Source organism: Enterocloster sp. 210928-DFI.2.20, from assembly GCF_020554465.1.
GTDB classification, from domain to species: Bacteria; Bacillota; Clostridia; order Lachnospirales; family Lachnospiraceae; genus Enterocloster; species Enterocloster bolteae.
The window spans coordinates 19,294-38,477 of record NZ_JAJCHK010000005.1; the positions used below are offsets into that span (position 1 = coordinate 19,294).

The window sequence follows — 19,184 nt, forward strand, 5'->3', positions numbered from 1 at the left end:
CTTACGCCTTCTTTAACCTCTTATCCTCCAGATGGGAAACAATCACTGCGCAGGCAGCATCTCCTGTAATATTTACCGTGGTACGTCCCATGTCAAACAGACGGTCGATACCGGCCACAAGGGCAATGCCTTCCACAGGAAGCCCTACGCTCTGAAGCACCATGGCCAGCATGATCATACCGGAGCCCGGCACGCCGGCCGTGCCCACGGAAGCCAGAACAGCTGTCAGTATAATGACAATCTGCTGGGACAGGGTCAGGTTGATTCCATAACAGGAAGCGATAAACACAGCGCACACTCCCTGGTAAATAGCGGTTCCGTCCATATTGATGGTAGCGCCCAGCGGAAGTACAAAACTGGCAACCTCTTTTCTGGCCCCCAACTTTTCCGCGCATTCCAGGTTAAGAGGAAGGGCGCCCACAGAGGATGCACTGGAAAACGCCATTATCATGGCCGGAGCCATGCCCTTGAAAAACTTAAGGGGTCCAATGCCCGCAAGAGACTTCACGGTCAGCGAATACACCAATGAGGCATGGAGTATGTACCCGATATAAGCCACCAGAAGCACAAAGGCCAGGCTGCCCAGTATCTGGGGTCCGTTGGCAGCCACAACAGGCGTAATCAGACAGAACACACCGATGGGGCTCAGCTTAATGATGAAGGACATAACCGCGATGGACACATCATTGGCACTCTCCACAAAGTTTCCAAATACCTCTCCCTTCTTTCCCGCCACAATGGTGCCGAAGCCAAAGAGCAGCGCCACCACAATCACCTGAAGCATGGATGCCTCAGCCATAGGCTGGATGATATTGCTTGGGAATATACCAATCAGGGTCTGGATAAAACTGGGCGTTTCCGCTGCCGTATACTCCAGAGAGCTGGTGGACAGCACCGGAAATCCCTTTTTGAACAGGTTCGCAATCAAAAGGCCCAGAGTGACCGCAAAAAAGGTAGTGCACATATAATAGATGACGGTTTTACCTCCAATGCTTCCCACCTTCTTAATATCCTTCATGGAAATAACACCGTTCATGATGGAGAACAAGACAATGGGAACTACGATGAATTTCAGCAGGTTCAGAAACAGGGTGCCAAAGGGCTTGATGTAAATTTCCGCAATGTCCGGCCGGCCCATCAACAACATGCCTGCCACAATACCTAATGCCAATCCAGTAAAAATCCATAGTGCAAGTGGTTTCTTTTTCATACGCATAATTCCCCTTTTTTAGTATTTTTGCATAAATGCAATTATAATTATAACATATTCTTAACATTATTACTACTAAATACCAAAAAAGTAAATATTTAACAATCTCTGATACCATTCCGGCACCGCTTCCTGCTTATTACCTCAAACCGGTTTTACTTGGACGCATAAACCGACATGATTGAGGACCAGCTTCCACGGCCGTAAAAATCCTCGTAGCCGGCCGGATAATGTTCATTTGTCTCATCCGTGCTTATATTTTCTTCCAAATCAGCCAGTTTTTGAAGTCCGCTTCCGTTTGTGCCAACGCTCCAGATGCTCATGCCTCCCTCCTTATCCACGCGTCCAAATACAAGGGCGGAGCCGTCCCCGGTTAGAACAGGGAATTCACTGGAGTATTCTGAATCGTTAGTCAGTTCTGCCACATGACCGTTTTCCATCCGGTAAAGCTGGCGCCATATGGGATATTCCACCTGTTCTCCTGTTTCCAGCTCCTTTGACGCTGCAAAAAATATGCTTTTTCCATCGTATGACACCTGCGGGCTCTGGGGCACCAGACCGGGTGTCTTAAGTTTCTCATGAACCGCGCCCTTTTCAGGCGGTATCTTGACCAGATCCTTGTCTAGCGCCATTTCCCTTCCCGCACCCGCAAGAAGAAACAGGGAATTGTCCTCTCCAAACACCACATTTTCATTATAGGGCAGAACTACTTCCTCCTGTTCTCCCAACGGATCTATCATAGTGCCGGACACCGTATCATAGACAGCCGTACCAATTCCGTCTGCGCGCATGGAACCTGACAGAACATCCTGCCAGATAAAAAGCCTGGACGAATCAGGGGACCACTTAGCCGGCCACAGATATGGGTATGGTTCTCCGTCCGTCTCCTCCATCCGCTCAAAGAAAGGCGGCTCCTCACCGATTATCTGTATGAGGACACTGAGTTTCTTCTCCTTCTCCAGATTCATCTGGAGCATCCAGATTCCCTGGTTCTGTTCAAACAAGGAAAGGCCGGGGTCTTTCCTGCGGTCCACGTACCTGCGCCGGGCAAATGCCAGTTTTTTTCCATCCGGAGACAATGTCAGCTTCTCACACTGTATCCAGCCGCCCTCCACCGGTTCCGGCTTCCAAACTTCCTCCTGTTCCCGGCCCATATGCACCCTCACGATTCCTGTTTCCCTGGAGCTGGCATAAAATCCCTCTTTCCCGTCTGGGACAAAAGACAATGCTCCATTTAAAAGCAGTTCTTCTTTCCCCGTTTCAATACTGCATCCATAGAAACCATCCTGACGCAGATAGCCAGCCGTTCTCCCATCCGAAGAAAATAAGGGGGAAGAAATGTCCTTTCCTTCTGCCAGCCTCTCAGTACTCACTGCCGCATCCGCATCTTCTGCACCATTACGCAAAACCCTAATCAGATAAAGTCCGTCATTGGCCGCATAGAGAACGGAAACTGTTCCCGATGTCTCAATGTCTCCTTTGTTTTCCCGTGCCCCGCTTTCATCCGCGCCTCCTTTACAGCCGGCCAGCAGCACAAGCATTAAAAGGCCGGCCAGACATGCCGCTGTTCGTTTCATCCCGATTCCTCCTCTGCCTGAATTATGATTCTATTTTATATCCTTGCAGGAAGGAAATCCCTCTCTAAAAAGCAAATAATATCTTACGATTTATTCACAGACAATCTCATCCTTCCGGCCAAACCACCCTTCCGGATCTTTATTTACGTAATGAACATCAAATTCAACCACCCTGTACTCCTGTATTCCATGAACAAAAAGCGGCTCATTGTCCAGGTAATCCTGTAATTGGCCTGCATGCTCTGCCCTCATGACAGACAGACCGCCGCTCATATCCGCCTTCAGGCCGGACATAAAAATCATCCCCCGCTCCATGGCTGCCCGGGTGCAGGCCATATGCTCATTCATGATTTCATCCGTCATCCTGCCGGCGTCTTTTATGCTTCCTTCCACCAAAAAATACTTCATATTTTTGTATCTCCTGTTCTGTTTTAATTTATTTTATCCCTGCTCAAACTTGTTTATAAAAAGAAAATAAGGCATACATTTTTTTCCTGATATGGTATACTATAAAAACTACAGTATCTGAAAAGGAGGGTTGCAGGCTTATGCTTAATCCTATCGTTATCGCTGCGTAGCAAAGGCTGCTGCAGCTGTACCATAATCCGGTTATAATGGAACATGGCCTTACATAGCCTTTGCTTTCCCGCTTAAAATAAACCACAGGAGAGCAACATGAGCTATCAAAAAGCGGACCGTATCCTGCCCCGTGAACTGCTGGAGCAGGTACAGGAATACGTGGACGGCGCGCTGATATATATACCGAAGACTGCCGGGCATAAAAAGTGCTGGGGCGAGGGGACCTCCACCCGGCAGGAGCTTCGTCTCCGCAATCAGCAGATTTACAGTGATTATCTGTCCGGCAAGAGTACGGACGAGCTGTCCTCCCTGTACTGTCTGTCGCTTAAAAGCATACAGAGAATCATAGGCCAGGAAAAGAAAAATAAATAATCAAAAAAGACCCGGACCCATGCGAATCTTCCGCATCTGTCCGGGCTTTTTGATCCCATCTGTATGTCTCAACTTTATTTATCAAACAAGAATTAGGTTGGTATCCGCCTGTGAGGATGTTACACTTTTTACTGCCCGCAGACCACGGCTCGTAGCCCGGCAGACAGGAAAGGAACACAACATGAAAGACATCAAATGGACCATACAGTATGACAGGCCGCCTGCTCCTCTGAGACACTGTAAAAAATGCAATATCAGGCAGGAATTCGTAAGCTCCGGACAGTTCCGGGTCAACGCCCAGGGAAAGTACCTGGACATATGGCTGATCTATAAATGCTCCTGCTGCAGCTCCACCTGGAACGCAGCCATCTATTCCCGCGTAAATCCCGGAAGCCTTCCCCCCGGTATGCTCTCACGCTTTCACGCAAATGACACTTCCCTGGCTATGCAGTACGCCATGGACACCAGGTTCCTCCGCCTAAATGGCGCCCAGATACAGCTGCCCTCCTACCACGTGGAAGGACAGGTTTTCCAACTGGCTGACTCACCTGCATCAACTGACCCAGACTCATCCATGGTTCTGCAGATTGACAACCCATACCCGCTTCCCCTGCGGGTACATGCAGTATTAAAAAGTAAACTGAAACTGTCCCAGAAAAGACTGGACCAGCTGACGCAAAGCGGCAGGATCCAATGTGAAGACGGCCGTGAACTGAAGAAAAGCAGGACAGGAAACCATATACGGCTTTACATCACCGGCGTTTTAATTCCCTGAGTATGCCCTCTGCGTCCAGGCCCGAACACAAACGTCCGTCCACCATGACATTGGGCGCCTTCCGGCAGTTCTTCAGACAGTTTCTGGTCTTAAGGCACACGGTCCCGTCCTCTGATATGCCGTTTTTTCCCACTCCCAGCCTTTTTTTCAGTTCATCCATGACAGTAATGCTTCCCTTTGACGCACAGTTCCTTCCGGTGCAGAGGATGATCTCATGGTTATAGGGCGCTGTCTTTAAACTGGGATACCGCTTACATATGGCCTGCACCATGGAGTCCCGTACCCCGGCAGCCTCCGCTGCCTGCTCCAGCATATAAGGGCTGATGCAGCCATGGATGTCCTGCAGTTCCCTCAACATCTCCACAATGGCCTCCTGCGAAGAACGCTCCGGCAGCCCGCGGTAGTAGTCCAGGATTTCCCTGGTCTCATCATCCCGGGCTTCATTTTCATTTATCTGCATATGCTAAACCTCGCTTCCAGTATAGCTTTGGGCCTGCGGGGCGGATTTTATTCACAAAAACCTGTTTTTACCCCATGAATTTTTTACAGCCTCTTTTATATCAATCCCCCAGATAGTATATGGCAGTAAAATGACCCCTGGAATTGTAAGAAAGCCTGTTCCCTGTCACCTGGCCGCAGAAAACCAGTCCTGTTTCCGGGTCCGCAGGATCAGGGAAAATCTCATGCTGATACTGTGATGCCCTTAAAAGCCCGGTATCCGCGCCGGAGACAGCTCCCTTCATGATATAGATATCTCCCTTGTAGACCGTCTTCATCACCGTATCCCAGCTGGTCTGCCACAGGTGGTATTCATCCGTATTGTAATCCGGCCTGATTCCTGTCTCATATCCCTGGCCTGCCGGTTCTTCCCCTGCTTCATAAAGCAGAAAACCATAAAGCGTATCTTCCTGGCCCGGATTCAGCGACAGCATCCGGCTTTCGCCTGTAAGCTCATTCAGAGTCACCCTTACCTGTCCGCCCTCCAAAACTGTCTGAAGCTGCTCCCTGGTAATGGAAGCAGGAACCGATATCTCTCCCGGCACAGCATAGTACGCCCCCATATCCCTGGCCTGGGACAGGTCACCGCTCAGTCCGGTTTCATCATACCTGCCCAGATATTGCAGATAGGGCGCGGGAGGTAGGTCCTCCAGTCCATACTGGTTCCGCCCGTCCAGCTTGTCCCTGTCCGTATCATTTTCCATTTTCTGTATCAGGGAAATATTTCCAGATTCTACATCCGACAGAATGGAATCTGAAAAGGAATCCGGTTCAATGATTCCCCTGTACCATCTTTTTTCTGAGAAATACCGGCTCAGCACATCGGATTTAAACTGCCTTCCGTTGGCTGCATAGATTTCATTCCGAAGAAGCCACAAATTCTCCGTGGGCCAGAGGCATAGATCTGCCCTGGACAGATAGCGCGAAAATACATCCGGAAAGGTCAGACTGTCCTCAAACAGATAATAGTCTCCGGCCAGTCCACCCTCCCCTTTCACTGATATATGAGGATCGGATTCATCATCCATTGCAAATTTAATGGTATATGTAAGCGCCGGGACCCGCGGAACTTCTTCCATGGTCTCCGGTGTTATCTTATATGCCTTTTTGCCCTTCTCAGTCAGAATCTCAGCGGTTCTCATGCTGTCATAATAACTGGTATGCATCTCATCCGGAAGGGTAAATACACATTTCAGCCTGTCTGATTCCCAGCCTTCCCCGGTAAGTTCAAAGGACAGGCCGCACCGTATGTCCCCCGCTTTAAAAAAGCTGCCTGTTATAAGCTGATTGCAGGCTTCCAGGTTTTGCACTGCCCTGACAGCAGTTCCCGGCCTTTCCGGTTCTGCGCCCCCGGCTGGTGCGGCATTTCCGGCAGCCCCGGTACCCCCGGCCGTTCCTGCATTCCCGGCAGCGCTGGCATTCCCTGCACCCACGGCATTTCCCCCGCCCCCGGCTACCGGTTTCCGGGATAGGCCCGGTTCTGTTCCCGGGGCCTCATGTTTTTCAGACTGGCCGCCCGCCTGTTCCTGCTGTTGTGTGACGCCTTCATCCTGGGGATATGTCTGCTTTCTATCCTTCATCCCGCAGGAAGTCAAAACCAGCAGGACCATGGCGGTCCACCCTAACCTGTATATCTGTCTCCTAATCACTGTAACCCCATTCCTTCCATTAATTCGGACCGGATATATCCATCATTTCGTCCCACCTGTTCTTCCTCTTACAATCCAGGCAGCCGGACAGGGCGCCCCGAAGCAGTTCAATGGAAACCGGTTTTGCCAAATGTCCGTTCATGCCTGACAGGCGGGCCCTCTTTACATCCTCAGCAAAGGCGTCGGCCGTCATGGCAATGATGGGAAGCTCCCCTATCCGCTCCATCCCGGAACCGCGTATCTCCCTGGTAGCCTCGTACCCATTCATCACAGGCATCTGCACATCCATGAACACCGCGTCATAATAAAGGGCCGGGTGGGAACACACTGCCTCCACTGCCTCGCGGCCATTTTCAGCCATCTCCACCCTGACTCCCAGAAGTTTCAGCATCTCCGACGCAATCTGCCGGTTGAGCTCATTATCTTCCACCAGAAGGACCCGTAAGCCCCGGCAGACTGCCTCCGGCCCTGAAACAGCAGGCTGGATCGCTTCTCCCGTATTCCCGCACTTATCCAGGCACAGAGTAACGGTAAACCTGGATCCCTTCCCATATTCACTCTCCACACGGATGTCCCCGTCCATCATGGATATCAGATTCTTTACAATGGTCATTCCCAGTCCAGTGCCGGGTACCTTACTGGTTCTGCTGTCATCGGCTCTGCTGAATGGTTCGAATATATGCTCCATATATTCAGGTTTCATGCCAATCCCCGTATCCTCGATGATAAAACGGTAGGTTCCCGTCCGCTGTTCTTCCTTCTTAAACTCGCATACAGAGAAAGTGATTTTTCCCCTCTGGCCGGTATACTTCGAGGCATTTTCAAGGATATTCACCAACACCTGCCTGATACGCCTGGCGTCCCCCATGACCCAGGGATCAAAGGACTCGTCTATATCCACCTGGAACTCCTGCTGGCTGTTTTCCATGGAAATCCGCACCATTTCCGCCGCTTCCCCGGCTAAAGCCCGCAGATTCAGGGGGCTCTCAGACAGCTCCATGACACCGCTTTCAATCTTGCTCACATCCAGGATTTCATTAATCAATCCCAGCAGATGGGCGCCGGAGGAAGCGATTTTGTTCAGGTAATCCCTCTGCTTTTCCTCATCCCCAATGTGCAGCTGCGCCAGCTCAGTCATCCCTATGATGGCATTCATGGGCGTACGGATATCATGGCTCATGCGGGAAAGGAAGTCGCTCTTTGCCTTATTCGCCTTCTCCGCCTTCTTAAGTGCATCCTCCAGCAAAAGCTTTGCCTGCCGTTCTTTTTCCAGGGTCTCCTGCTGCACCCTGCGTTCTTCATCAATATTCCTGGACAGGGTAATCTCAATCAGATCATGGGTATAAGGACTTTCCACCTTCACCACCTGGGTGGAATTCCAGTGATAAATTCCATCCTCGCCTATGTGGGGAACATCCATGGACAGAATGCATTCTCCCCTCTGGAATGCCTCTGTCAGAGCCTTCCTGGTAAACTTGCTGCGAAACTCCTCCCTGTAGTCCGGGTGGACCGCCTCCATCTCAAACTCAATCAGTTCGTCAAAACGGCCCTCCGGATCGGGTGCTTTCACCGGAAACCGCTGGTATTCCACCATGTGATAGGTATTCTGTGTCAGGTTCACCGCTATCAGCATCTGGTATGCAGCCTTGGCTGCCGTGGCCAGCTGGCTAATCTCCACATTCCGTTCCTGTTCCAGTAAAAGTTCATCCTGGACATCCCGAAATACCAGGACGCACCAGCACTCATCCTCCTGGTTTCCTATCCTGGCAGCTGTAAACTCCACCGTGCGGTAGGAACCGTTGTCTGCCCTGCGGCGCAGCCTTCTGGTGATTTGCTTTTTTCCCTCTGTAAACATACAAAGCATGGACTCCCTGGAAAAATTCTCATTAAAACATTCCAGATCGTCCGGATGCAGTGCCTTTTGGGCGTATTTGCGGTTCTCTGAACCGAAATTCCCCTGTTCCGGTATGTCGTCCCACACCACATCCTTCTGGCAGCTCACATAATAATCCCTGGTCAGGTTGGCAATGATGCATTCGTCAAACACAGTCACCAGGCTGCTGGCATACATCTGGCGGATTTTCTGAAATCCCTGCTCCTCCTCAAAGTTCAGGCGGTGGGGCGCTGCGGTAATCACCACAGCCGGTACCCTGCCCTCCCAGTTAATCCGGTTGGCAGTGACATCTACTGTTAATTTAAGGAGCGGGTCATAACAAACCATATGGTTTGACACTCTGTCCCTCAGCATCTTAAGGGGACAGTTGGCGCACAATTCCGGCCATACTTCATCACACCGGATTCCCAGGGCAGCCCTGCCGCGTCCCGTATTCCGGCACCGCTCATTAAAGTATAACAGCCGGTGGGATTCCTCCTCAATGACATATACGCTGGTTTCTGTCAGTGAATCCAGCAGATTCATCAGATTTTCAGCTGTCATGACGCCCTCCCATCTTCCTCTAATCGCTTATCTCAGCCAAATCCGCCCGAAGCTTTTCAGCCCGTTTAAACTGCCTGCAGACATCCTCATACATCTTTGTGTAGTCCTCCCTGTCCTCCCTTGTCCTCAGAGGTTCCACAATTGTGCACACAGCATCGTACAGAGGCGTCAGCCCCATGTTGCCCGTAACACCCTTCAGGGTATGGGCAGCCTCGAAGGCAGACGTCATATCCCCCTGTTCCAGGGCATTTCCAAGTTTACTCAGGTTTTCATCCTGAAACAGCATTCCCAGGAACTTCATATACATTTTCCTGTTTCCCATAAACCGTCCCAGAGTAACCTGGTAATCCGCCCCATAGGCTTCAAATATCCTTTCAAAATCGTCCATCTTCTTATGCTTCCTTTCCATATATGAAATCGTACAGAGTCTGGTACATCCGTTCCGGCTCTATGGGCTTGGCAAGATGGGCATTCATCCCTGCCGCCTTGCTCTTTTCTATATCATCATCAAATGCATTGGCTGTCATGGCAATAATGGGAACGGTTCCTGAGTCGGCATTGCTCAGATGGCGGATGTTGGTGGCGGCTGTCAGTCCGTCCATCAGGGGCATCCGTATATCCATCAGAATTGCGTCATAGTATCCCTTGTCTGATTTGCTGAAAAGTTCCAGGGCACGCAGCCCGTTCTCAGCCGTATCCACCTTGAATCCCTTGCTCTCCAAAAGCATCATGGCCACCTCTGTGTTAATCTGGTTGTCCTCCACCAGCAGCACATGTTTACCGGTAAAATCATAATCATTTACCTCCGGCTGCTGCGCCTGCTGCTCCTTCTCGCCCAGGGCTCTTGAAAAGGCCGAAACAAGGGAGGACTTGAACATGGGCTTGCTCATCAGAAGGTTGACCCCGGCCAGTTTCGCCTCATGTTCAATGGAAATCCAGTCATAGGCAGTCATGATAATGATGGTCACCTCTGCTCCGACTATACCGCGGATTCGTCTGGCTGTCTCTATTCCATCCATTCCCGGCATCTTCCAGTCAATCAGTATCATGTCAAAATACCGGCCTTCATCCCAGAGCTTCTTAACCCGGTCAATTGCCTTCCGGCCGCTGTCCACCCACTCTGCCTTGATTCCCATTTCGTGAAGGGTCACAACCGCGCTCTCGCACACAGCTACATCATCATCCACCACCAGTGTCTTCAGGTGGGAGAAATTGTAATCCTGTTTTTTCTGGTTATGCCTGAGCTTTTCTTCTTCGGTGATTCCCAGCTTGACATCCACTGTAAACTCTGTACCGATTCCCTTAATGGAGCGGACCGTGATTTTGCCGTCCATCATATCCACAATGTTCTTGGATATGGCCAGCCCCAGCCCGGTCCCGCCATACAGGGAGGTGGTCCCTGTGGATTCCTGTGAAAAGGGTTCAAACAGATGCGGAAGGAACTCCTCGTTCATCCCCACCCCCGTATCATTTACAATGAACCGCAGTGATGCATCATTCTTGGTCTTTCTGCGCTGGGAGGCTGAAAAGGTGACCTTGCCTCCCTCCTGGGTAAACTTGATGGCATTGCTCAGGATATTGATGAGCACCTGCTGGAGCTTCATGGCATCACCTATATAGTAATCATCCAGCACCGGGTCCACAATGCACTCATATTCCACCCCCTTGACATCAGCCTGGGAGTAACAGATGGAATTAATGCCGTTGATGAACTCCTCTGTTGGAATCTTCTCGCTCTTGAGCAGCATCTTGCCGCTCTCAATCCGGCTCATATCCAGGATATCATTAATTAACGACAATAGGAACCGGGAGGAAATGCCAATTTTGGAAATACAATCCTCCACCTGCTCGTCATCCCCTATGGACTGGGCCGCTATGGTGCTCATGCCGATGATGGCGTTCATGGGAGTCCTTATTTCATGGCTCATCCGTGAGAGGAAGTCGCTCTTGGCCGCATTGGCCTGCTCTGCCGCCACCAGGGCGGCAGCCAGCTCCTCCTTCTGCCTCTGTTCCTTTAGAACCACGTCCGTCACATCGGTGCGGGCCACGCATACCCGCTCCAGCTCCCTGCTGATATAGAAAACCCGGAAACGCTTGACCCGGGTCGCACCGGTCATATCCCGCATCTCCACAATGAACGTATAAGCGTCGTTATGGGCCAGCTGTGATTTCATGTAATCGTAATCCAGCTTACGGAGATATTCCTCCCTGGCCGCCTCATCCATATAGCGTCCGGAGATGGCGCGTATCTCCGACTGGAACCGGCTGTGGTCCGGCAGCATGGTATCCATATTGGACTCATCCACCAATATGGTCCTGTACGCCATATCCCGCAGGATATCCACTTCTGTTATGCTCTCATAATCCAGCTCCGCGATCCGCTTGAAAAGCTGCTCCTGCATCTTTTTCTCCGTCACATCCTGGGTATAGAAGAAAAGTATGACATGACCAGTCTCAGGATTCTGGCAGGAATGCATGATGGTGCTTTCCCAGAAAATTATGCCGCTGTTGTTTCTGCGCAGGAACTCAAAACGGTAATCCACCTTGCCAACCGCGTAATCAGCCAGCACCCGCTCCCGGTTAAGGCAGTGGCGGATTCCATCCCCATAGACCGGGTCCACGGCAGAGGCTGCCAGGTTCTCGATGGTATCCTCGTAGGCATCACCCACCTTTGCAATGGATGTATCCGCGGTTGACAGGTAGGATTCCAGGCACCCTGTGGTGATATTAAGGCTTCCCTGTATACTCCCGTCGGCTGAGGACTGTTCCGCAAAATAGGAAAGCTCCTCCTCATACATCTCTTTAATCCGGTCACGCATCTGCTTTTCTTCAGTGATATCCATGCATACCGACATGATGGCAGGACGGTTATCCTCAGATGTCACCCTCCTGCCCAGGTCATGTACCCAGATATAGGAACCATCCTTTTTCCTCATCCGGTATTCCACCACATACTCCTCTGACCGTTGCAGCTGGCAGGCCACCAGCTGGTCCACCCTGTTCCTGTCATCCGGATGCATGCAGTTTGTAATCATTCCTTCAATATCGGATACAAACTCCGTCTCGTTCTCATACCCCAGATATTCCAGCATCCTGCGGTTAATGAAATAAAATGGGAAACCATCCTCTATGTATCCTCCCATCATACCGCCCGGCAGAGAATTGTTTAAAAGCTCCTGGCGCAGTCTGCTGGTATGTTCCATGACCAGTGTCCCCGGATAATGCTCCGCGTCCTTCTGGCTGCTGGCCGGCTCTGCCACATGAAAACTCTTGACCAGCCATTCTTCCCCGGACAAAACCAAGGTAAAGAAGGCCCTCAGATACCAGGTGTATTTGGAATTCTTAAGGGTCAAATCCGCTGACATGTTATAGATCCCATCAGCCACAGGCTGTTCATAGATGGGGGAAAGCTCACATTCAAAGGGTTCCGGTATCTCCCGGATATCCTGCGCAAGGTACCCGGCCATCTGCTGCCTTCCGCTGGCCATTTCGTCTGTTCCCGTGCCCACAAACCCCACATCCTCCGTCAGGAATGCAAGGGTTCTTTCTGCGTCACGCTGTACAAACCATGTGCGGCAGAACTCCCGTAATGTTTCACCGGGCGTCATCTGTCTCTTCATATGTTAATCCTCCCCCAAAGTCAATATCTGTCCGGGCCGGGCCGCCCGTTCCCGCGGTGCCTTCGCATGGATGGCCCGCAGCACCCGCCGTCTCAGGCTCTTCTGGGAATGGGGCCTTCCCGCAAAATCATCCGCCCCCAGCTCCATTGCCCGGTCCTCCATAGCCTCGTTCTGCGGTCCTGTGGCAATGACCGGTATATCCGGATCCATCTTTTCCCTCTGAAGTACCTCCAGCACGGAAAAACCATCTGTCCCTGAAAGGGTCAGGCTGAGAATCACAGCGGCAATCCTGCTTTTACTGTCAGCCATACATCTTAAGGCCGCCTTGCCGTCCCCAGCCTCCATCACCTGAAAGCTTCCCTCAAAGGTTTCCCTAACATTCCTGCGGTAACAGGCGTCCTCGTCCGCGACCAGAAGAACAGGAAACGGCTGAGACTCCCGGAGGTTTTCATCGCCCATCCCCTCCTGCTCCATGGCTGTATGTCCGTCTCTGAGCAGTTCCTCGAATTCATTTATGGGCATTGGACGGGCAAAATAATACCCCTGCACATAGTCGCAGTCCGCCTTCTTAAGGCGCTCCAGCTGCTGCCTGGTCTCCACTCCTTCCGCCACCACGCTCAGGTCCATCCACCGGGCCAGCTCCATGATAAAATGGAGGATTCCGCCGTCATCCGGCCCTGCGGCCTCATCCTGGATAAACTTCATGTCCAGCTTAAGGATATCCACTGGCATTTTGCCCAGCATATTGAGGGAGGAATATCCGCTTCCGAAATCATCCATCTCAATGACAAAGCCCAGTTCCCTCAGATAACCCACTGTCTCGATTACCTGCTCAGGGTTTTCGGTGTACGCGCTTTCCGTTATCTCCAGGTGAAGCCGTGACGGCTGCAGCCTGTATCGGCGCACGATTCCAAGCAGCATGTCTGCCAGGTCCTTATGATAGATATCCGCCCTGGATACATTGACGGACACAGGGATGGGAGGATATCCTCTGTTGTCCCATTCCCTGAGGACGGATGCAGCCCGTTCCCACACATACTGGTCCAGCTTTGTGATGAAACCGTTTTGTTCAAACAAGGGAATGAACTCTCCGGGGGACTGGAATCCCCACACCGGATGTCTCCACCGGACCAGGGCCTCTGCCCCTGAAAGCCTGTGGTCTTTAATCCTGTACTTAGGCTGCAGATAAACCTCAAACTGCTTCTTCGCAAGGGCCGGCTCCATGCTGTCCGTTATGGCCTGCTCCCTTAAAAGACGGTTGCGCAGCTGGTCGTCATAGGCCGCGAAATACGTTCCATACCGTCCCTTAATGCTGCGGGCAGCCAAAAGAGCCCGGTCACACATCTGCTCTACAGACACATTCCGGTCAGCCACCTGGTATATTCCCCACTTCATCACCACATTCCTGGCATTTGGAAGGGTATTCACCCTGGCATTGCACCGGATGAACAGCTCATCCGTGTACTCCCACCGCCGTTCCAGAAGGCATGCAAACTGGTCCGCGTGAAAATGACCGCAGATTCCATTCTTCCCGGCCACCTTTTTATAAAGCCTGCCGATCTCATTTAGCAGATGATCCCCGGCAGGAATGCCGAATATATCATTAATCAGTTTGAAATTCACGATATCGGAGCAAATGATATCATACTCCCTGTCAGGATGCTGCATCAGAGTTTCCCTTACCCGCTGGTAAAAAAATTCCTTGCTGTAGAGCCCTGTAAGCCTGTCATACTGAACCAGATTAATCATGGCAGCCGTTTCCCTCAAATGGATGATACTGGCCACCCTGTGCAGAATCACCTGGGACTTGTAGGGCTTCGCAACAAAATCAGCCGCGCCGTGTGACAGCGCCGCAACCTCATCAGATTCGCTGTCGCTCTGGGTTGTTACGATTACCGGAATAGATGAAAAGGAAGAATCCGCTTTGATATGAGAAAGAAATGTATATCCGTCCATAACAGGCATGACGATGTCCAGTAAAATAAGAGAAACCATCTCCCCATATTCACGCAGGACAGACAGTGCTTCCGCTCCATTACCGGCTTCCAGCACTTTATATTGGGGCGACAGGATTTCCCTTAATATCATTCGGTTTATTTCATTGTCTTCCACGACCAAAATTTTCTTCTGTGAAATCATCGTTTCATACCTTTGCCCGGCCTTTACCTGCCGATGATACTGCTTATCCTGCGGCAAAACCAGGCTTCCTCTTCATTTCCTTATAAATATATATCGTGGTTTCACCAAAATAGACGTTCTTTTGACAAATTTCCAATGGTTTAAATATAACAAAAACAGGTAGAAAATGCAATAGGACGCTACAGAAACCAGCTCGTATATGCATGCACCATTTTCATCACTCCGGCACTTTTTTGTGTATATTGCACAATAAAGCATCTTCAATTTTCTCAAATTTTGCCATAGACTAAAACTTTTTTAGGTACTATAATTCTTTTTAAGATAACAATTTAACATTTCTTTTGCCAATATGTATATCCTGGGGATTGGCCCAGAGTCTCTACCAACTACCGCAAAGAGTTGGCTACATATCTTAATGTAGCCAGCTCTTTTTTTCTGTTTGTGTAAAGATTCGCACCAAAATTGGCAGGAAAAGTAAGGAGGAAATCAAAAAATGAATATTGTAGGGCAGCAAGTAAAACGTGTTGATGCTTACGGGAAGGTGACCGGGGAGGCCAAGTACACCGCGGATCTGGAACCGAGAGACATCCTGCACGGTAAGGTCGTGCACTCTACCATTGCCAACGGCCTGGTCAAAAGCTTTGACTTGACAGAGGCCTATCAGGTTCCTGGTGTGGTAAAGATTGTCACATGCTTCGATGTTCCCGACTGCCAGTTTCCCACGGCAGGCCATCCGTGGAGCGTGGAAAAGAAGCATCAGGATATCTGTGACAGGAAAATACTGAACCAGAGGGTCCGCCTTTACGGGGACGATATTGCGGCTGTCATCGCTGAGGATGAGGTGGCCGCGGCCAGGGCAGCCCGCCTGATTAAGGTGGAATATAAAGAATATACTCCTATTGTTACAGTGGAAGCAGCCATGGCAGAGGATGCCACTCCCCTGCACCCGGATCTCAGGAAGGACAATGTGATCGTACACTCCCACATGACCATGGGTGACAGTGAATTCACCTATGAGAGAGGACTTGAGAAAGCCGGGTCCGGTTACGGGCCTGAGGAAATCATTTCCCTGGAAAAGGAATACGATACCCCGAGGATTTCCCACTGCCACATAGAGCTGCCTGTCTCATGGGCCTATGTGGACACCAACGGTAAGATAACCGTGGTATCCTCCACCCAGATTCCCCACATAGTCAGGCGCTGTACAGCCCAGGCCCTGGGGGTTCCAATCGGAAGAGTCCGCATTATAAAGCCTTACATCGGAGGCGGCTTCGGCAACAAGCAGGACGTGCTCTATGAACCCTTAAACGCATTCCTGACCATGTCCGTCGGCGGACGGCCTGTCAGGCTGGAAATCAGCCGGGAGGAAACTATCTCCGGCACCCGTACCCGTCACGCCATCAAAGGAAAATGCAGGGGCCTTGTGACAAAGGACGGCCGCATCCTGGCCAGGAAGCTGGAGGCCTATGCCAACAACGGCGCCTATGCATCCCACGGCCACGCCATCTGCGCCAACTGCGGCAATGTGTTCAAGGACCTTTACAGAGACGAGCTGGGTACCGAGGTGGACTGCTTCACCGTATACACCTCCTCTCCCACGGCCGGCGCCATGAGAGCCTACGGCATTCCCCAGGCAGCATGGTTCGCGGAATGTCTCACCGATGATCTGGCAGACGCCATTGGCATGGACCCCTGTGAATTCAGGCTGAAAAACTGCATGGAGGATGGTTTCGTGGACCCGGCCAACGGCATCACCTTCCATTCTTACGGTCTGAAAAAATGCATCGAGGAAGGGCGACGACACATACGCTGGGACGAGAAATGGAGCGCATACCGCAATCAGACCGGCCCGGTCCGAAAAGGTGTGGGCATGGCTATCTTTTGTTATAAGACAGGTGTGCACCCCATCTCCCTTGAAACAGCTTCCGCCCGCATGATACTCAACCAGGACGGCTCCATGCAGCTGTGCATGGGCGCCACGGAGATCGGCCAGGGAGCCGACACCGTATTCACCCAGATGGCTTCCCAGACAACCGGCATAGCCTTTGACAAGGTCTACATCGTATCCACCCAGGACACGGACGTGACCCCCTTTGACACCGGGGCCTATGCATCCCGCCAGACCTATGTGTCCGGCATGGCCTGCAGGAAATGCGGCGAGGAATTCCGCCTTAAGATACTGGAATACGCTGCTTACATGCTGAGCCACGATGTAAGCGACCTATCCAAAACAGTATACGCTGACCAAGTAAAGGCTGCCGCTGCCCTGCTCAGGGAGACACTGGGACTTAAGGAAGGGGAGCTGGTATCACCGGATATGCTGGACATAGAAAACAGTAAGATTGTGGTAAGCGGCGGGGAGCCCGTGCTCTTCGACCTGTCCGTGGTAGCGGACACCGCCTTCTATTCCCTGGACCGTTCCGTACATATCACAGCCGAGGTCACTAACCAGTGCAAGGACAACACATTTTCCTCCGGCTGCTGCTTTGTGGAAATCGAGGTGGACATTCCCCTTGGTCTGGTAACGGTAAAGGATATCATCAATGTCCATGACTCCGGAATCCTCATCAATCCGCTGACCGCCAGGGCCCAGGTCCACGGCGGCATGAGCATGGGACTGGGATACGGGCTTTCGGAGGAGCTGCTGGTGGATGAAAAGACAGGCAGGCCCTTAAACAATAACCTGCTGGATTACAAGATTCCAACCGCCATGGACACGCCGGACTTAAACGTGGCGTTCATTGAGCTGGAGGACCCCACCGGCCCTTACGGTAACAAATCCCTGGGCGAGCCTCCTGCCATTCCGGTGGCCCCCGCCATCCGCAACGCCATCTTAAACGCCACCGGAGTCCAGATGGATGTGACTCCCATGACCGCTCAGCGGCTCATTGAAAAATTCAAAGAAAAAGGTCTGATATAAGGAGAAGGTTATGTTTGATATCAAATCATTTTATGAGGCCAAGGATGTGGCCGACGCCATAAATGCCCTGGTAAAAAATCCTGACGCTGAAATCATAAGCGGCGGTACAGACGTTCTGATTCGTGTCAGAGAGGGAAAGGATGCCGGAAGATCCGTTGTATCCATTCATAATATAGAAGCATTAAAGGGAGTCCGCCTCCTTGATGACGGAGATCTGTGGATAGGCGCAGGCACTGCATTTTCCCATATCACCAACGATGCCCTGATCCAGAAATACATACCCATGCTTGGGGACGCCGTGGACATGGTAGGCGGTCCGCAGATACGCAATACCGGTACTATCGGCGGCAATATCTGCAATGGAGCCACCTCCGCAGACTCTGCTTCCACCATGTGGACCCTGGAGGCAGATGTGCTGTTAGAGGGTCCTGAGGGCAAACGCAGGGTGCCGGTCTGTGAATTCTATACAGGTCCCGGACGGACGGTCCGCGACCGGACCGAGGTCTGTACCGGTTTCCTGGTACACAGGGACAGCTTCGAGGGCTGGAGCGGCCATTACATCAAGTACGGCAAGAGAAAAGCCATGGAAATTGCCACCCTGGGCTGTGCGGTGCGTGTAAAGCTGAGCCAGGATAAGAAGCGGATTGAGGATGTCAGGCTGGGATACGGCGTGGCTGGTCCCACTCCCCTGCGATGCAGGAAGGCGGAGGATGGTTTAAAGGGTCGCGCAGTTAATGACAGTGAGGCTGTCCTGGCGTTCGGCAAGGCTGCACTGGAAGAAGTGAATCCCCGCTCCTCATGGAGGGCGTCAAAGGAATTCCGTCTGCAGCTCATTGAAGAATTATCCAAACGGGCCCTGGCAGAGGCAATAAAAAAAGCAGGAGGTGCGATCAATGCTTAAGATTGTACACATGAAAGTAAATGGTAAAGAAGTGGAACTGGCTGTGGATGAGAGGGAATCCCTGCTCGATACCCTGCGCCAGCGTCTGGGGCTTACATCCGTGAAAAAGGGCTGCGAGGTCGGGGAATGCGGTGCCTGTACCGTTCTGGTAAACGGAGAAGCCATAGACAGCTGTATCTACATGACCTTATGGGCCGAGGGAAAAAGCATCATGACAGTGGAAGGTTTAAAGGGGCCCAACGGGGAATTGTCACCCATTCAGAAGGCATTTATCGAGGAGGCAGCCGTACAGTGCGGCTTCTGTACTCCCGGCCTTATCATGAGCGCGGTGGAGATTGTGGGAACCGGAAAAAAATACAACCGGGAAGAGCTTAAGAAGCTGATATCCGGGCATCTGTGCAGATGTACCGGCTATGAGAACATTCTCAACGCCATGGAACGGATTGTGGAGGAGGTATATCAGGTCAGCCACAAAACCGGCGGGACCGATTAACTATCATTTTATAG

The 19,184-nt window shown here is 51.5% G+C and carries 14 protein-coding genes and 1 riboswitch; of the genes, 5 read left to right on the forward strand and 9 right to left on the reverse strand.

The window, feature by feature from the left end; all coding sequences use genetic code 11:
- Window position 1 precedes the first annotated feature (1 nt).
- The 3 genes from LI015_RS06855 to LI015_RS06865 form a co-directional block, all read right to left on the reverse strand.
- Window positions 2-1,210 (reverse strand): dicarboxylate/amino acid:cation symporter, encoded by a 1,209-nt coding sequence (locus LI015_RS06855; protein ID WP_002564888.1) that lies wholly within the window; start codon window positions 1,208-1,210, stop codon window positions 2-4.
- Between the two features lie 155 nt (window positions 1,211-1,365).
- The gene (locus LI015_RS06860; protein ID WP_227124355.1) at window positions 1,366-2,787 is read right to left on the reverse strand and encodes a hypothetical protein; all 1,422 of its coding nucleotides are present in this window, start codon (window positions 2,785-2,787) and stop codon (window positions 1,366-1,368) included.
- Window positions 2,788-2,877: 90 nt separating this feature from the next.
- Complete coding sequence (locus LI015_RS06865) at window positions 2,878-3,195, reverse strand: YciI family protein (RefSeq protein ID WP_002572606.1); 318 nt, start codon at window positions 3,193-3,195, stop codon at window positions 2,878-2,880.
- A gap of 267 nt (window positions 3,196-3,462) precedes the next feature.
- On the opposite strand from LI015_RS06865, the gene LI015_RS06870 reads away from it, so the two are divergent.
- Entirely contained in the window at window positions 3,463-3,738 is a 276-nt protein-coding gene (locus LI015_RS06870) for a CD3324 family protein (RefSeq protein WP_002564891.1), read from the forward strand.
- 181 nt (window positions 3,739-3,919) lie between these two features.
- Window positions 3,920-4,513, forward strand: coding sequence for a DUF1062 domain-containing protein (locus tag LI015_RS06875; RefSeq protein ID WP_002572608.1), 594 nt, complete (start codon window positions 3,920-3,922; stop codon window positions 4,511-4,513).
- Here LI015_RS06875 and LI015_RS06880 read toward each other — a convergent pair.
- The 6 genes from LI015_RS06880 to LI015_RS06905 all read right to left on the reverse strand — a co-directional run bounded on the left by LI015_RS06880 (window position 4,491) and on the right by LI015_RS06905 (window position 14,856).
- On the reverse strand, window positions 4,491-4,973 hold the full coding sequence (locus tag LI015_RS06880) for an NADH-quinone oxidoreductase subunit NuoE family protein (RefSeq protein ID WP_195633261.1): 483 nt from the start codon (window positions 4,971-4,973) through the stop codon (window positions 4,491-4,493). The two genes, LI015_RS06875 and LI015_RS06880, sit on opposite strands and share 23 nt — an antisense overlap.
- 100 nt (window positions 4,974-5,073) lie before the next feature.
- Window positions 5,074-6,621: a DUF4454 domain-containing protein gene (locus LI015_RS06885; protein WP_264468355.1), complete on the reverse strand. Its 1,548-nt coding sequence runs from the start codon at window positions 6,619-6,621 to the stop codon at window positions 5,074-5,076.
- A gap of 58 nt (window positions 6,622-6,679) precedes the next feature.
- Window positions 6,680-9,097, reverse strand: a complete 2,418-nt coding sequence (locus tag LI015_RS06890; RefSeq protein ID WP_227124357.1) for an ATP-binding protein — start codon at window positions 9,095-9,097, stop codon at window positions 6,680-6,682.
- A 19-nt stretch (window positions 9,098-9,116) separates the two neighbouring features.
- On the reverse strand, window positions 9,117-9,485 hold the full coding sequence (locus LI015_RS06895; RefSeq protein WP_002564896.1) for an Hpt domain-containing protein: 369 nt from the start codon (window positions 9,483-9,485) through the stop codon (window positions 9,117-9,119).
- A gap of 4 nt (window positions 9,486-9,489) precedes the next feature.
- Window positions 9,490-12,717: a response regulator gene (locus tag LI015_RS06900; protein WP_002572611.1), complete on the reverse strand. Its 3,228-nt coding sequence runs from the start codon at window positions 12,715-12,717 to the stop codon at window positions 9,490-9,492.
- Between the two features lie 3 nt (window positions 12,718-12,720).
- On the reverse strand, window positions 12,721-14,856 hold the full coding sequence (locus LI015_RS06905; RefSeq protein ID WP_319638720.1) for an EAL domain-containing protein: 2,136 nt from the start codon (window positions 14,854-14,856) through the stop codon (window positions 12,721-12,723).
- Window positions 14,857-15,185: 329 nt separating this feature from the next.
- Window positions 15,186-15,282, forward strand: a riboswitch (purine riboswitch).
- 67 nt (window positions 15,283-15,349) lie between these two features.
- Between LI015_RS06905 and xdhA the strand changes: the two genes are divergently transcribed.
- From xdhA to xdhC, 3 genes are read left to right on the forward strand one after another with little or no spacing between them, the layout of a single operon-like run.
- Entirely contained in the window at window positions 15,350-17,776 is a 2,427-nt protein-coding gene (gene xdhA, locus LI015_RS06910; protein ID WP_002564899.1) for a xanthine dehydrogenase subunit XdhA, read from the forward strand.
- A gap of 10 nt (window positions 17,777-17,786) precedes the next feature.
- A complete protein-coding gene (gene xdhB / locus LI015_RS06915; RefSeq protein ID WP_002564900.1) occupies window positions 17,787-18,677 on the forward strand; it encodes a xanthine dehydrogenase subunit XdhB in 891 nt (296 codons plus the stop codon).
- Window positions 18,670-19,170: a xanthine dehydrogenase subunit XdhC gene (gene xdhC, locus LI015_RS06920; protein ID WP_002564901.1), complete on the forward strand. Its 501-nt coding sequence runs from the start codon at window positions 18,670-18,672 to the stop codon at window positions 19,168-19,170. The genes xdhB and xdhC overlap by 8 nt, the downstream gene beginning before the upstream one ends.
- Window positions 19,171-19,184: the final 14 nt, after the last annotated feature.

Excerpts from the sequence above, each read along its gene's own strand:
- LI015_RS06895 (WP_002564896.1), bottom strand. The coding sequence starts at position 9,485 with ATGGACGATTTTGAAAGGATATTTGAAGCCTATGGGGCGGATTACCAG.
- xdhB (WP_002564900.1), top strand. The coding sequence starts at position 17,787 with ATGTTTGATATCAAATCATTTTATGAGGCCAAGGATGTGGCCGACGCC.
- LI015_RS06900 (WP_002572611.1), bottom strand. The coding sequence starts at position 12,717 with ATGAAGAGACAGATGACGCCCGGTGAAACATTACGGGAGTTCTGCCGC.
- LI015_RS06880 (WP_195633261.1), bottom strand. The coding sequence starts at position 4,973 with ATGCAGATAAATGAAAATGAAGCCCGGGATGATGAGACCAGGGAAATC.
- xdhC (WP_002564901.1), top strand. The coding sequence starts at position 18,670 with ATGCTTAAGATTGTACACATGAAAGTAAATGGTAAAGAAGTGGAACTG.
- LI015_RS06855 (WP_002564888.1), bottom strand. The coding sequence starts at position 1,210 with ATGAAAAAGAAACCACTTGCACTATGGATTTTTACTGGATTGGCATTA.
- LI015_RS06865 (WP_002572606.1), bottom strand. The coding sequence starts at position 3,195 with ATGAAGTATTTTTTGGTGGAAGGAAGCATAAAAGACGCCGGCAGGATG.
- LI015_RS06870 (WP_002564891.1), top strand. The coding sequence starts at position 3,463 with ATGAGCTATCAAAAAGCGGACCGTATCCTGCCCCGTGAACTGCTGGAG.
- LI015_RS06875 (WP_002572608.1), top strand. The coding sequence starts at position 3,920 with ATGAAAGACATCAAATGGACCATACAGTATGACAGGCCGCCTGCTCCT.
- LI015_RS06905 (WP_319638720.1), bottom strand. The coding sequence starts at position 14,856 with ATGATTTCACAGAAGAAAATTTTGGTCGTGGAAGACAATGAAATAAAC.
- LI015_RS06890 (WP_227124357.1), bottom strand. The coding sequence starts at position 9,097 with ATGACAGCTGAAAATCTGATGAATCTGCTGGATTCACTGACAGAAACC.
- xdhA (WP_002564899.1), top strand. The coding sequence starts at position 15,350 with ATGAATATTGTAGGGCAGCAAGTAAAACGTGTTGATGCTTACGGGAAG.
- LI015_RS06860 (WP_227124355.1), bottom strand. The coding sequence starts at position 2,787 with ATGAAACGAACAGCGGCATGTCTGGCCGGCCTTTTAATGCTTGTGCTG.
- LI015_RS06885 (WP_264468355.1), bottom strand. The coding sequence starts at position 6,621 with ATGGTCCTGCTGGTTTTGACTTCCTGCGGGATGAAGGATAGAAAGCAG.